This window comes from Pseudomonas sp. W17 (assembly GCF_040268305.1).
Lineage (GTDB): Bacteria > Pseudomonadota > Gammaproteobacteria > Pseudomonadales > Pseudomonadaceae > Aquipseudomonas > Aquipseudomonas protegens.
In genome coordinates this window covers 5,993,485-6,007,520 of record NZ_CP158490.1, presented here as the reverse complement: position 1 = coordinate 6,007,520, position 14,036 = coordinate 5,993,485, and the positions used below count along the sequence as shown (strand labels likewise).

Here is a 14,036-nt window from a genome sequence, read left to right as displayed (position 1 = left end):
CGCCCACAAAAAAGGGCCAGCCTCACGGCCAGCCCTCGGGTTCATCCTATTACTCTCAATCCCCCAGTGCCTCCCCTTCGCGCCGTGGGTCGGCGCCGCCTGCCCAGGACGTCTTGCCCTGTGCATCACGCACGCGAACGATGGCCTGGGTGCCGCTGGTCATGTCGATCTCGTTTACCTCATGTCCCTGAGCTTGCAGTGCCTGCTTCAGGGCCGGGCTGAACTGGCCTTTCTCCAGTTCGGTCGGCCCGTTGCGGCTGCCGAAGTTGGGCAGGCCGACGGCGGCTTGCGGGTCCAGGTTCCAGTCGAGCATGCCCACCACCGACTTGGCCACGTACTCGATAATCTGCGAGCCACCGGGGGAGCCGACGCTGGCCAGCAGTTCGCCGCTGGCACGGTCGAAGACCAGGGTCGGCGCCATGGACGAGCGCGGGCGCTTGCCTGGTTGGACGCGGTTGGCCACCGGCTGGCCGTTTTCCTCGGGAATGAACGAGAAGTCGGTCATCTGGTTGTTGAGCATGAAGCCCTGGACCATCAGGTGCGAGCCGAAGGCCGCTTCCACGGTGGTGGTCATCGATACGGCGCCGCCCAGGTCATCCACTGCCACCACTTGCGAGGTGGAGATGCGCATTGGCGAACGGTCCGGTGCATAGGCCACCTGGATGCCCTGGGGCTTGCCCGGTTCGGCCTTGCCCATGCTGCGCTCGCCAATCAGTGCGGCACGCTTGGCCAGGTAGTCCGGGGCGATCAGGCCGGCCACCGGCACTGGCACAAAGTCGCTGTCGGCCACGTACAGGCCACGGTCGGCATAGGCCAGGCGCTCGGCTTCGGCGATCAGGTGTACCGCTTGTGGCGCTGGCTCCAGGCCGGCGGGCAGGTTGGTTTTCTGCGGTTTGAGGTTGGCCAGGGTGTAGCGCGGGTCGCGCTGTTCCAGGGCCTGCAGGGTGCCGAGAATCTGCGCCACCGCCACGCCGCCGGAGGAGGGCGGCGGCATGCCGCACACCTGCCAGCGCTTGTAGTCGCTGCACAGCGGCGCGCGTTCCTTGGCGCGGTAGCCTTGCAGGTCATTGAGCGACAGGCTGCCGGGGTTGGCGTGGCCCTGGACCTTGGCGACGATTTCTGCGGCCACCGGGCCCTTGTACAGAGCGTCCGGGCCTTCCTCGGCGATGCGTTTGAGCACCGCTGCCAGTGGCGGGTTTTTCAGCAAGGTGCCCACGGCTTTCGGCGTGCCGTCGGCATTGAGGAAGTACGCGGCCATGTCCGGCGAGCGCGCCAGGAACGGGTCGGCGCTGATCATGGTGTGCAGCCGTGGCGAAATGGCGAAGCCTTGCTCGGCCAGGCGGATCGCCGGTTCGAACAATTGCGCCCAGGGCAGGCGGCCGTGTTTCTGGTGGGCCATTTCCAGGGCCCGCAGCACGCCCGGGGTGCCGACCGAGCGTCCACCGATCTGCGCCTGGGGGAAGGCCATGGGCTTGCCGTCCGCCTGCAGGAAGAGCTTCTCGGTGGCGCCGGCCGGCGCGGTTTCCCGACCGTCATAGGTGCGCACGGCCTTGCCGTCCCAGAGCACGATCATCGCGCCGCCGCCAATCCCCGAGGACTGCGGTTCTACCAGGGTCAGCACAGCCTGCATGGCAATCGCCGCGTCGATGGCCGAGCCACCTTTGCGCAGCATCTCGCGCCCGGCTTCGGCGGCCAGCGGGTTGGCGGCGGCCGCCATGTGTTTGTCGGCGTGGCGGGTTTGCATGTCGGTGCGGTAGCCCGAGGCGATTTCCGGAGCAGCGGGCAGGGTGTTGGAAGAAGGCGGGTTGTGGCAGGCGACGAGGCTGAGGGCGGCGGCCAGCAGGCTGAGGCTGAGCAGTTGGCGGTGACGGGGAGGGAAGTTCGAGAACACGCGTTGAGCTCCGTTCACAGGTAAATGAGGTGTCGTCCGTGTGGGGGAATGTACAGCAGTGGCGCCGGTAGTTGGACCCGGGTGTGGCCCTGGCCAGGTGGTTGGAGCGGGTCATCGCCCCTGTACACAGGGTCGCAGGCAGTCTTTCACCCGGCCGTCGATTGATCTGAGTCAGGGCAGGAGGGGGGCGTTGGGTACAGGGTGAAACAAACTATAAGCCTGATGAGGGGACGTCATGCACCGTTGTAAGTGGTTACTTGTTTTCGGATTGCTGTTGGGGGGTGAGGTCAGGGGGGAAACGCCAAGCGAACCGATCCAGCCGGTACAGCCGGTGAAGATCACCGATGTGGCCAAGGTGGAGCTGGGCAAGCAGTTGTTCTTCGACCCGCGCCTGTCCAAGTCCGGTTTCATCTCCTGCAACTCCTGCCACAACCTGAGCATGGGCGGCAGCGACAACCTGCCCACCTCCATTGGCCACAACTGGCACCAGGGGCCGATCAACTCGCCCACGGTGCTCAACTCCGGCATGAGCGTCGCGCAGTTCTGGGACGGCCGCGCGGCCACGCTTCAGGAACAGGCCGGTGGCCCCATCGCCAATCCGGGGGAGATGGGCTTCACCCATGACCTGGCGGTGGACGTGCTGCGTTCCATTCCCCAGTACCGGGCCTCCTTCAAGCAGGTCTACGGCGACGATGGCATCAAGTTTGACGACGTGACCAACGCCATCGCTGCGTTCGAAGAAACCCTGGTTACCCCCAATGCGCCGTTCGACCGCTGGCTCAAGGGCGACAAGGCGGCCATCAGCCCCACCGCGCTCAAGGGCTACCAACTGTTCAAGTCCATCGGCTGCGTGGCTTGCCACAACGGCGAGGCGGTGGGCGGTGGCTCGTTCCAGAAAATGGGCATGATCGAGCCCTACGTCACCCAGAACCCGGCCCAAGGCGTGGCCGGGCTGACCGGCAAGGATGCCGACCGCATGCTGTTCAAGGTGCCGACCCTGCGCAACGTGGCGCTGACCTATCCCTACTTCCACGACGGCGCCTACTGGAAGCTGGAAGAGGCGGTGGACGTGATGGCCCGGCTGCAACTGGGGCGCAAGCTGGGCACCGAGGAGGTCGGCCAGATCGTGGCCTTCCTTGAGACCCTGACCGGCGATCAACCGGACTTCAAGCTGCCGATCCTGCCGCCGTCCTCGGCGCAGACACCGCGTCCGCAACCGTTCAACTGAGCGAAAAAAACCGCAGCTTGCTGCGGTTTTTCAAGCCCTACGTGCTGGGTCAGCCCTGCCTGGCCCCCGTGGCGCAATTGAACCGGTCATCGATGGGGGCTTGGCGAGCGGGTTCGAAGTAGCCAGGTGTACGAGTGCTATCGGTGCGCTGCCAGCGTTGTGGGTAAGACAGCATCGAGTAGGGCGAGCGGTCCTTGAGCGTCTCGTAGTTCAACGACAGGTCGATCTGCGCGGCGCCGTGCAGGAGGGGGCCTTCGATCGAAAGGACGGAGCCGGTCAGCCAGGTTCGCTCAGGGCCTTCCAGGTATCTGGGCGCGGTGATGCGCAGCCAGGTACGCCCGGCATCCTGGGAAAAGTACAGGCGCGGCAAGCCGGCCCCGCCCTTGCTGAAGCCCGGTCCTTGGGCAATCGGAATCACCAGGTAGTTGGAGTTGGCAGCATCGATCATCAAGTGCGAACCTCGGCCATGTACGGTGATGCCGTTGAATGAGCCAAAGGGTGCAACCGGGGTGTGGATGCCGAGCCGGGTGTCGGTGTAGTGCACCATGTCGCCACTGCTGGCGATGACCGGCGAGGAACCGTGGCAGAGCTTGAAGGTGGTCCGGTCGATCTCGAAAAAGCGTGATGAGTCGATGCGGTAGATGACCCGGCCGGGCAGGTACTGGATCGGCTCGGGAGTGCTGCAGGCCCCAAGTACCCCGCACGAGATCAGCAACAGCAGCTTCCTTGCCCACATGAGAAAACGACTCCTTGTTCCTGCCTGAGTGCAGGGGCTGGCGTTTATGACATCCCTGGGGGCTTGGCGCAACACTGGCCATGGCGGGCCAGCGTTGCGCTGATGTTGCGTCGCCCTGTCAGGGCTTCATCTGCCAGGCCGTCGAGCTGGCCGCGGCCTTGAACTTGGCCCGATTTTCCGGAGTGGCCGGCGGTTCGGAGTCGCCGAAGATCGCCTTCAGCCAATGGCCATCGGTGGGGTTGGGGAAGAGGATGAACTTGCGGCCGAACTGCTCCTTGTCCTCGGTCATCAGGCTGCTGCGCTGCTTGACGTCGGCCACGTAGTACTTGCGTTTGAAGTCGTTGAGGTTGTCGCCCAGCATCAGCACCACGTTGTGGTCCTTGGCGATCTCCTGCTGCCGCGGCTCCTTGTTGGAACTGTCGCGGTACACCGTCAGGTGCTGCTCATCGGCATAGGGCAGCTGGTTCTTGCGCAGGTTGGCCAGGGCGTATTCGTAGGTCTTTTCGCCCTGGTCGCGGCTGGTGACGTAAAAGACTTCGACACCCTTGGACTGGGCGTACTTGAGGAACTCCACGGCGCCCGGGGTGGCCACCGGGCCATTATCCGCGACCCATTTGTCCCAGGCCTCGTCGTCGAAGAACTCCTTGCCCGAATTGATCATGTAGCCCCAGTAGCTGTTGCTGCTGAGCACGGTGTCGTCGACGTCGCTGATGATCGCCAGCGGCCGCTCGCCGGCCTTGTGTTCCTGCAGGGCGCGGTCCAGTTGCAGGCGAGCGATGTTGAAGCCCTGGTAGTACAGCGCCTCGAACTCGGCGGCGGTCTGCTTCCAGGCCACGGCGGCAGTCAGCAGGTTGGAGGGCGGGGTAGGAGCCTGCTCGGCGAAGGCTGGGGTACAGGTGATTGCCAGGAGCGAGAACAGCCAGGGAGCGACCGCGGTTCGGGTGATTTTTGTTTTCATTTTCGAGCCCTTGAAGTGAGGATTGCGCAGCTCTCACAAACACTGCCCCGGTGTTCTATCTCACCCCGGGCGGGGGCTCAATGCAGGTGTCGCGTTTGTGGATCAATGCGGCGTAATCCCCGGTACTTTTCTGCAGGCATAAAAAAACGGCCTACCTTGCGGTAAGCCGTTTTTAGTACTTGGTGGCTACACAGGGACTTGAACCCCGGACCCCAGCATTATGAATGCTATGCTCTAACCAACTGAGCTATGTAGCCAAGTGGCGCGCATTATTCGCGCAGAACGACAATGCGTCAAGCGTTTTTATAAAAAAATTATCTACGCTATCAACCGTTTATCCCTTCCCCCCGAAAATCAGCGGCGACGGGCAGCGCTGGAACCAGCGGCTGGCCTGTTCGTAGGCGTATGCCAGTTGCAGGACGGCGAAGTCGGCCTGGTGCTTGCCGATGATCTGCAAGCCCATGGGCAGGCCGCTGGCATTGAAGCCGGCCTGGACGCTGGCCACTGGGCAGCCGGACAAGGTGCCGGGAATCACCACCTCCATCCAGCGGTGGTAGGTGTCCATGGTCACGCCTTCGATGCTGCGCGGCCAGGGGCTGTTCTTGTCGAAAGGGAAGACCTGGGCGCTGGGCAGCAGCAGGTAATCGAAGCGTTCGAACAGCCGGGAGATGGCGCGGTACCAGTCGCTACGAATCACCGAGGCTTCGAATACCTGACTGGCGGAGAGCTTGAGTCCGTTCTCCACTTCCCATATGGCCTCGTCCTTGAGCTGTGTGCGCTTCTGTGGATCGGCATAGGTGCTGCCCAGGGCCCCGGCGACCATCCAGTGGCGCAGGGTGCGCCAGCTGCTCCACAGGCGCTCGGGGGCGAAGTCGGGGCTGGCCGGTTCAACGCTGCAGCCCAGGCTGCGGAAATCGCCCAAGGCCTTTTCGCAGAGCTCCATTACTCCTTTTTCCATCGGCAGGTAACCGTTGAAGTCCCCCAGCCAACCCAGGCGCGTGCCTTTGAAGTCGCGCTCCAGTGGGGCAGCGAAGCCCTGGCCGGACTCGGCGATGGACAGCGGCGCCCGTGCATCGCCGCCGGCCTGCACCGACAGCAGCAGGGCTGCGTCGCGCACGTTGCGGGCCATGGGGCCTTCGTAGCCGAGCTGGTCGATGAACAGGTCGCTGCTGTCGTCGAAGGGCACCCGGCCCTGAGACGGGCGGAAGCCGAAGATGTTGTTGAAAGCCGCCGGGTTGCGCAGCGAGCCCATCATGTCGCTGCCGTCGGCCACCGGTACCAGGTGCAGGGCCAGGGCTGCGGCGGCGCCGCCACTGCTGCCGCCGGCGGTCTTGCTCGGGTCATAGGCGCAGCCGGTGGCGCCGAACAGCGGGTTGTAGGTCTGGGAGCCGAGGCCGAATTCCGGGGTGTTGCTCTTGCCGATCAGGATCGCCCCGGCGGCCTTGATCCGTTCCACCATGATGCCGTCGCGCTCTGGGATGAAATCCCGGTACAGCGGCGAACCCAGGGTGGTGCGGATGCCGTGGGTCAGGGACAGGTCCTTGATCGCGTGGGGCAGGCCGTGCATCCAGCCGCGATAGTCGCCACGGGCCAGTTCGGCGTCGCGCCGGTCGGCCTCGGCCAGCAGGGCTTCGGCCGGTTGCAGGCTGACCAGAGCATTGACCAGGGGGTTGTAGTGCTCGATGTGGGCAAGGTAGGTCTGCATCACTTCCCGGCAGGAAACCTGACGCAGGCGGATACGCTCGGCGAGTTCATGGGCCTGAAGCAGGACCAGTTCGCTGGGGGGGGTGGCGATCATGGCAGGAGGGCCTTTCAAACGGCTTTGGAAACGCCCCGGCATCCAGGCCGGGGCGGCAGAAGTCGACGCAACTCAGCGCATCAGGTTGGTCCACAGACGGTCGGCAAGGCGGATCGCGCCTTCGCCGCAGGTCTGGCTGAAGACCACCTTGGTGCCCTCGGGAATGTGCAGCTCGGGGGCATCCTTCAACCCGGCGTCGAGGAAGGGTTCGACGCCCTTGATCGGGCTCTGGTGCTTGAGAAAGTTCTGGGTCATGGCGGCGTTCTCAGGCTGGCTGAGGAAGGCGATGAAGGCCTTGGCGTTCGCCGGGTTCTTGCTGCCCTTGGGGATGACCATGTTGTCCACCCAGGCCAGCACGCCCTCTTTCGGGTAGAGGTACTTCAGGCCGGGCTTCATTTCCCGGGCGCGCATGGACGATCCGCCCCAGAACATCGACATGTCGATTTCCCCGGCCGCCAGGTTCTCGCGGATCGCCCCGGCCTTGGAGCTGTAGGTCTTGACGAAGGGCTTCTGCGCCTTGAGCAGGCCAAGGATCTGCTGCATCTGCTTGGGGTCTTCGCTGCACAGCGGAATGTTCAGGTACAGGCTTGCCATATCGATCACTTCGCTCACCGAGTCGAACATGTTGATCCGCCCCTGCAGCTCCGCTGGCGGCTCGTAGAGCACCTTGTAACTGTCGCTCGGGCCTGTGTAGCGCTCGCCGTTGAGCACCACGCTGGTGGTGCCCCAGATGAAGGGCACCGAGTAGGCGCCTTCCGGGTCCCAGGTCGGGTTCTTCAGGTTGTCGACCACGCTGGCGTAATAGGGCTGCTTGGCCGGGTCGAAGCGCTCCAGCAACTGCTCCTTGATCAGGATCGGGATGAACTGGTGGGAGGGGATCGCCACGTCATAACCGGTGCCGCCCTGTTTCAGCTTGGCCAGCAGGGTTTCGTTGGAATCGTAGGAGTCCACCGTGACCTCGATACCGGTCTGCTTCTGGAACTTGGCGAGGATTTCCGGCGAAAAGTAGCCGCTCCAGCTCACGACGTTGAGTTTCTCGGCGGCCTGCACCGCCAGCGGCAGGCTCAGCAACAACGAGGTACCCAGGCTTGCGATCAACTTGCTCATGTCATTTCCCCAAGGTCAGTGGAAGGTTCAAGCGTGTTTCTTGCTCAGCAGATAAGAGAGGCTGACGAACAGCACCGAGACGCCGAGGATCAGCGTCGACACGGCGTTGACGTCGGGTGTCACGCCCATGCGCAACAGGCCGAAGATGAAGATCGGCAGGGTGGTGGTGCCGGCCTGGGACACCATCATCGAGATCACGAAGTTATCCAGGGAGACAATGAAGGCCAGCATCAGCCCGGAGACGATCCCCGGCATCAGCAGCGGCAGGGTCACCTTGCGGAAGGTGCGCCAGGGGCCGGCGTACAGGTCTGCCGCCGCATGCTCCAGGGACAGGTCCATGTCGTTGAGGCGGGCGCGGATCGGCAAATAGGCGAAGGGGATGCAGAACACCGTGTGGGCGATGATCAGGTTGCCGTAGCCCAGGGACAGCCCCAGGGTGGAGAACAGCGCCAGGGTGGCCACGCCGACGACGATTTCCGGTAGCACCAGGGGCAGCATGATGGCGCCCATGGACAGTTGCAGGCCCTTGAACTTCGCCCCGCGTGAGGTGCCCAGGGCCGCCAGGGTGGCGATGGCGGTGGCCGCCATGCTGGCGCACACGGCGATTAGCAGGCTGTTGCCCGCCGCCTGGCGCAGGGCCTGGTTGGCGAACGCTGCGCGGTACCAGTCGAGGCTGAAGCCGCTCCACACCGTGGCCGACTGGTTGGCGTTGAAGGAGAACACCACCAGCACCAGGATCGGCGCGTAGAGGTACAGGTAGAACAGGAAGCTGAAACCGCCGAAGCCGGGAAAGTCCTGGACGCCGAGGCCGTTGCGCTTGAACAGGCGGATCATCATGCACCCTCCTGAAGGGTTTTCTGGCGCTGGGCGCGCAGGGCGTAGACGGTCAGTACCAGCATCACCGCGGCCATCAGCACCAGCGACAGGGCTGCACCGAAGGGCCAGTTACGGGCATCGCTGAACTGCCGGAAGATCAGGTTGCCAAGCATCATCCGGGTGCCGCCCCCCAGCAGTTCCGGGGCGATCATCGCCCCCAGGCAGGGCACGAAGGTCAGGATCGCCCCGGCAAAGATCCCCGGCTTGGCGATCGGCAGCACTACCTTGCGCAAGGTGCGCCAGCGCCCGGCGTAGAGGTCCTGGGCGGCTTCCAGCAGGCGGATGTCCATCTTTTCCAGGGTGGCGTAGATCGGCAGCACCACGAAGGGCGCGTAGGTGTAGACCAGCCCCAGCAGCACCGCGCCGTCGGTGTACAGCAACTGTAACGGTTCGTGGATGACCCCCAGGCCCATCAGGCTGTTGTTGATCACCCCGGTGTTGCGCAGCAGCAGGATCCAGGCGTAGGTGCGGATCAGCAGGTTGGCCCAGAACGGCACGGTGATCAGGAAGATCAGCAGGCCGCGGCGCTGCACCGGTTGCATGGCCAGCCACACCGCCACTGGAAAACCGATCAGCAGGGTGATCACCGTGGTCAACCCGGCAATGCCGATGGAGCGCAGGGCGATCAGCAGGTAGGAGTCGGCGAAGGCCAGGCTGTCGTCCAGTTGCCGTTCGAACAGCAGGGAGGTGTAGGCGTCGCTGCTGAAGACCTTGTTCACCCCGCCGTAGGGGTTGGCTTCCATCAACGAATAGCCAATGACGATAAGGATCGGCACGATCAGGAACAGGCCGATGGCGACCAGGGCCGGGCTGACCCCGAGAAAGCTGCGCAGGGCCTTGCGCCGTTCCAGGTGCTGGGAAATCGAAGAAGCGTGCATGGCGAATCCTCGTGGTCAATCCAGCAGGACGCTGGCGCTGCCGCGTTCGAACAGCAGCCCGGCGCTGCTGCCTACGCTCAGGCGCGGGTGGTGTTCGAGGCTGTTGGGCGTGCGCACGGTCAGGCGCGTGCCGTCGCCGAGGCTGACCTGGTATTGCAGGTCGGTACCCAGGTAGATCAGCGCTTCGATGCGGCACGCCAGGGCGCCTTGCGAGGCATCACCGCGCAGGTGCAAGCGCTCGGGGCGCACCGACAGGGTGACCTGCTGGCCGACCTTGGCGGTGGTGCAGGGTTGCGCCGGCAGCGCCTGCCCGGCGGGCCCGCTGAACCAGGCCAGGCCCGCTTCGACACGGCTGACCGTGGCCGGGATGAAGTTGGTTTCACCGATGAAGTCGGCGACGAAGCGATTGCGCGGCTGCTCGTAGATTTCTTCCGGGCGACCCACTTGTTGCACTTCGCCTTCGGAGAGCACGACGATGCGGTCGGACAGGGTCAGGGCTTCTTCCTGGTCGTGGGTGACGAAGATGAAGGTGATACCGGTCTTGGCCTGGATGGCCTTGAGTTCTTCGCGCATGGCCTGGCGCAGCTTGAGGTCCAGGGCCGACAGCGGCTCGTCCAGCAGCAGTACCTTGGGGTGGGGGGCCAGGGCTCGGGCCAGGGCGATGCGTTGCTGCTGGCCGCCGGAGAGCTGGTTGGGCTTGCGCGCTGCAAAGCGCTCCATCTGCACCAGGGCCAGCATCTCGCGCACCCGCTCGGCGATCTGCGCCTTGCTCAATACCTGGCCCATAGGGCGCGATTCCAGGCCGAAGGCCAGGTTCTCGGCCAGGGTCATGTGGGGGAACAGTGCGTAATGCTGGAACACCGTGTTCACCGGGCGCTCGAAGGGCGGCCGGTCGGCGATGTTCTCGCCATAGAGAAGGATCTCGCCCTGGGTCGGGAACTCGAACCCGGCGATCATCCGCAAGAGGGTGGTCTTGCCACAGCCCGAGGGGCCGAGAAGGGTGAAGAATTCGTTGTCGCGGATATCCAGGTCGATGTTCTTCAGGGCCACCGGGCCGCTGTGTGGATCGCCGTAGACCTTGCGCACTGAACGGATGGACACCGCCAGCGTTTGCAGCGCATGCAGGGCATTCATGCCTTACCTCCGATTCCCCCATGAGCTGTCGTGCAGGCCATGGATCTTGTTTTTCTTGGGCAGGATCGAAATGTGTCGGGTGCGTGGAAAGCTTGTCTTTGCAGGCTTTGCGCGGGTTTTACCGGGTTCTGCTGGGGCTGATTATCAGTGAGGGGTTGCGGGGGCGAAACATCAATTTTAACATACCGGCTGTTAAAAAATTTAATAGCAAGGGGCGGGCGAAATCATGGTCGAGCAGCGTTTGCCACCGTTGAATGCAGTGCGTGCTTTTGATGCCGCCGCCCGTCTTGGCAGCTATGTCGAAGCCTCAAGGGCCTTGCATGTGACCCAGCCGGCCATCGGCCGCCACGTGAAGCTGCTGGAGGACTGGCTCGGGGTGCAGCTGTTCGAGCGCACGTCCCGCGGCGTGAACCTGACCCCGGCGGGGGAGAAGTACCACCGCAAGATCGCCGCCGCCCTGCAACTGATCACCGAGGCCGGGCGCGAGGTACAGCCCAGGGCCGCCGAGCGCTGGCTGCGGATCATGGTCGTGCCGGGGTTTGCCAAGCGCTGGCTGACCCCGCGCTTGGAGGCGCTGCGCCACGTGCGCCCGGGCCTGAAGTTCGCCATCGAGCCGAACTCGACCTTTAGCGAAGTGGATGCCAAGAGCAGCGACCTGGGGATCGCCTACGGCCTGGACGGGCAATACGCCGAGTCCCGGGTCAGCCTGATCTGCCCCCGGGTGTTTCCCATCTGCACCCCGGCCTACCTGGCCAGTATCGAGGCGATTCGCGAGCCGGCGGACCTGGCCCGCCATGAGTTGATCCACTTCGATGACGGCGAGTGGTGGAACATGTGGTTCGCCGCCAATGGCCTGGATATCCAGCTCACGTCCGACCTGATCTACGTGAACAACGACCATGCGCTGTCGGTGGCTGAAAGCGGCGGTGGTATTGCCCTGGCCAACGAAGTGCTGGTGCGCGAGGAGCTCAAGGCCGGCACCCTGGTGCGAGTGCTGGAAGACCAGGTGCAGCTGGAAAGCTACCGGGTGCTGACCCCGGCCAGCGAGTGGTCGGAGGACGTGGAATGGTTTATCCAGTGGCTCAAGGCCGAGCTGGAAGCGGATTTCCCCGAGGCGCGAATCGGGGTTCGTTAGCAAGCTAATGGGATGGCGCGACCGCACCGAAAAATGGCACATTGACGCACCTGCCCCTGTGCACCCACCCGTTGTACGGAAAATCCTATGGCTAGCAGCAACTCCCCGAGCGTCGCCGCGACGGCTTCCCCGGCTTCGCAAAGCAGTCCCCTGGTCCTGCGCATCATTGGTGCGGTGGCCCTGGCGCACCTGATCAACGACTTGATCCAGGCAGTGCTGCCGGCGATCTACCCGATGCTCAAGGACAGCTACGGCCTGACCTTCACCCAGGTCGGCCTGATTACCCTGACCTTCCAGCTGACCGCGTCGCTGTTGCAGCCCTGGGTCGGCTACTACACCGACCGCCGGCCTCAACCATTCCTGCTGCCGGCGGGAATGATCTGCACCCTGATCGGCATCCTGATGATGTCCCAGGTCGGCAGCTTTCCCTTGATCCTGCTGGCAGCTGCATTGATCGGCATTGGCTCCTCGACCTTCCATCCGGAGGCTTCGCGGGTCGCGCGGCTGGCCTCGGGCGGGCGCTATGGTCTGGCCCAGTCGAGCTTTCAGGTCGGCGGCAATGCCGGCACCGCCTTCGGCCCCTTGCTGGCTGCGGCCATCATCATTCCCTACGGCCAGGGCAATGTGGCCTGGTTCGGCCTGTTCGCGCTGTTTGCCCTGGTGGTGCTGTGCGCCATCAGCCGCTGGTATGCCAACCACCTGCGCCTGTACAAGCTCAAGCAGGGCCAGGCGGCGACTCACGGCCTGTCCAGGAACCGGGTGATCAGCGCCCTGGTGGTCCTTGGGCTGCTGGTGTTTTCCAAGTATTTCTACATGGCCAGCTTCACCAGTTACTTCACCTTCTACCTGATCGAGAAATTCGACCTGTCGGTGGCCAGCTCGCAACTGCATCTGTTCCTGTTCCTGGGAGCCGTGGCGGCGGGAACCTTCTTCGGCGGCCCGATCGGCGACAAGATCGGGCGCAAGGCAGTGATCTGGTTCTCGATCCTCGGGGTGGCGCCGTTCACTCTGTTGCTGCCCCATGTCGACCTGTTCTGGACCAGCGTCCTGAGCGTGGTGATCGGCTTTATCCTGGCCTCGGCATTCTCCGCCATCGTGGTGTACGCCCAGGAACTGGTGCCGGGCAACGTTGGCATGATCGCCGGGGTGTTCTTCGGCCTGATGTTCGGTTTTGGCGGGATCGGTGCGGCGCTGCTGGGGCACCTGGCGGACATTCATGGCATCGAGTATGTGTACTACCTGTGCTCGTTCCTGCCGCTGTTCGGGGTGCTGGCGATCTTCCTGCCGCGTACCCGCAAAGCCTGATGGCTTGAGGCGTGCTGGCGATAGAACGCCCGGGGTACTGGCCCCGGGCTTTTTTTGCCTGGGCTTCAGCCGCCCTGGCGGGTGTGCCCGGTGCCTTGGCGAAAGGCGTTGGGTGTCTGGCCGCTGAGGCGCTTGAAGAAGCGGGAAAAGTAGGTGGGGTCGCTGAAGCCCAGGTTGTCCGAGAGCTGGCTGATGCTGATGTTGGTGTAGATCAGGTTGCGCTTGGCCTCCAGCATCAGGCGCTGGTGGATGATCTGCAACGCGGTCTGCCCGGCCAGTTCCCGGCACAGGGTATTGAGGTGCACGCTGGACAGGCCGATGCGATGGGCCAGGGCTTCCACCGTCGGGTGCTCCTGGTAATGCTGCTCCACCAGCTTGATGAAGTGCCCCAGCAGTTGCTGGTTGCGCTCGCTGCGGTTGCTGGGCGTCACGTTCTGCTGGCGTCGGCGGCTGATCCACACCAGCAGTACGTTGACCAGCGAATGCAGCAGCAGGTCCCGCGCCGAGGCGCTGCCTTCGTATTCCTCCAGCAAGGTCTTGAACAGGCTGTTGAGGCGCTGCCGGTCACGGCCCACCGGGTAGCGCCCGGCCGCGGCCAGGACCGCCAGCGGCGCCCCCAGCTGGCTTTCCAGCTGGGCCACCAGCGGCGCACCCAGGGTCAGCACGTAGCCCTCGATGTTCTCGGAAAACTGAAAGCCGTGGACCATCAGCGGCGGCACCACCTGGATGGTTGCTTCGCGCACGTCCTCGCGGCGCCCTTCGACTTCCACCAGGGCCTGTCCGCTTTGCACATAGAGCAGTTGATACAGGTCGGCGTGGCGGTGCGGCTTGATCTCCCAGTGGTGCAGGCTGCTGCGCTTGGGGATGGATTCACAGTGCAACAGGTCCGGAGTCGGCCAGGCCTGGTTTTCGCCGTAGAGCTTGAATACGGGGATGCTGGAGCGACTGGCTTTCATTGGGCGCGGCCCTGGGGGTGAGGGATTGGAATGC

Annotated in this window: 12 protein-coding genes and 1 tRNA gene; 3 read left to right on the top strand and 10 right to left on the bottom strand. The window is 64.1% G+C overall.

The genetic code is table 11. The annotated features are described in order from the left end of the window. Positions 1 to 55 precede the first annotated feature (55 nt). The gene (gene ggt, locus ABCR88_RS27575; RefSeq protein ID WP_041119865.1) at positions 56 to 1,891 is read right to left on the bottom strand and encodes a gamma-glutamyltransferase; all 1,836 of its coding nucleotides are present in this window, start codon (positions 1,889 to 1,891) and stop codon (positions 56 to 58) included. Between the two features lie 331 nt (positions 1,892 to 2,222). Here ggt and ABCR88_RS27570 point away from each other — a divergent pair, with 331 nt between their 5' ends. Beyond that, entirely contained in the window at positions 2,223 to 3,119 is an 897-nt protein-coding gene (locus tag ABCR88_RS27570) for a cytochrome-c peroxidase (RefSeq protein ID WP_269764271.1), read from the top strand. A gap of 49 nt (positions 3,120 to 3,168) precedes the next feature. Here the strand turns inward: ABCR88_RS27570 and ABCR88_RS27565 are convergent, their stop codons facing one another. From ABCR88_RS27565 to ABCR88_RS27530, 8 genes are all read right to left on the bottom strand, one after another. Continuing rightward, positions 3,169 to 3,855 carry a hypothetical protein gene (locus ABCR88_RS27565; RefSeq protein ID WP_041119863.1) on the bottom strand — a complete coding sequence of 229 codons (687 nt, stop codon included), beginning with the start codon at positions 3,853 to 3,855 and terminating at the stop codon, positions 3,169 to 3,171. Between the two features lie 118 nt (positions 3,856 to 3,973). Continuing rightward, positions 3,974 to 4,813: a 5'-nucleotidase, lipoprotein e(P4) family gene (locus ABCR88_RS27560; protein ID WP_041119862.1), complete on the bottom strand. Its 840-nt coding sequence runs from the start codon at positions 4,811 to 4,813 to the stop codon at positions 3,974 to 3,976. A 180-nt stretch (positions 4,814 to 4,993) separates the two neighbouring features. Continuing rightward, positions 4,994 to 5,070, bottom strand: a tRNA-Met gene (locus ABCR88_RS27555). A 77-nt stretch (positions 5,071 to 5,147) separates the two neighbouring features. Then, positions 5,148 to 6,611, bottom strand: coding sequence for an amidase (locus tag ABCR88_RS27550; RefSeq protein ID WP_350403707.1), 1,464 nt, complete (start codon positions 6,609 to 6,611; stop codon positions 5,148 to 5,150). Positions 6,612 to 6,683: 72 nt separating this feature from the next. After that, the gene (locus tag ABCR88_RS27545) at positions 6,684 to 7,718 is read right to left on the bottom strand and encodes an extracellular solute-binding protein (protein ID WP_041119860.1); all 1,035 of its coding nucleotides are present in this window, start codon (positions 7,716 to 7,718) and stop codon (positions 6,684 to 6,686) included. A 27-nt stretch (positions 7,719 to 7,745) separates the two neighbouring features. Beyond that, positions 7,746 to 8,555, bottom strand: a complete 810-nt coding sequence (locus ABCR88_RS27540) for an ABC transporter permease (protein WP_015636986.1) — start codon at positions 8,553 to 8,555, stop codon at positions 7,746 to 7,748. Then, positions 8,552 to 9,472, bottom strand: a complete 921-nt coding sequence (locus ABCR88_RS27535) for an ABC transporter permease (RefSeq protein WP_047285366.1) — start codon at positions 9,470 to 9,472, stop codon at positions 8,552 to 8,554. Before ABCR88_RS27535 ends, ABCR88_RS27540 begins: the two co-directional genes overlap by 4 nt. 15 nt (positions 9,473 to 9,487) lie before the next feature. Next, a complete protein-coding gene (locus ABCR88_RS27530) occupies positions 9,488 to 10,606 on the bottom strand; it encodes an ABC transporter ATP-binding protein (RefSeq protein WP_350403706.1) in 1,119 nt (372 codons plus the stop codon). Between the two features lie 226 nt (positions 10,607 to 10,832). On the opposite strand from ABCR88_RS27530, the gene ABCR88_RS27525 reads away from it, so the two are divergent. Continuing rightward, positions 10,833 to 11,741, top strand: coding sequence for a LysR substrate-binding domain-containing protein (locus tag ABCR88_RS27525; protein WP_350403705.1), 909 nt, complete (start codon positions 10,833 to 10,835; stop codon positions 11,739 to 11,741). Between the two features lie 87 nt (positions 11,742 to 11,828). Then, positions 11,829 to 13,046 (top strand): MFS transporter, encoded by a 1,218-nt coding sequence (locus ABCR88_RS27520; RefSeq protein WP_350403704.1) that lies wholly within the window; start codon positions 11,829 to 11,831, stop codon positions 13,044 to 13,046. Between the two features lie 65 nt (positions 13,047 to 13,111). On the opposite strand, the gene ABCR88_RS27515 is transcribed toward ABCR88_RS27520, so the two are convergent. After that, positions 13,112 to 14,002: a helix-turn-helix domain-containing protein gene (locus ABCR88_RS27515; protein WP_011063416.1), complete on the bottom strand. Its 891-nt coding sequence runs from the start codon at positions 14,000 to 14,002 to the stop codon at positions 13,112 to 13,114. Positions 14,003 to 14,036: the final 34 nt, after the last annotated feature.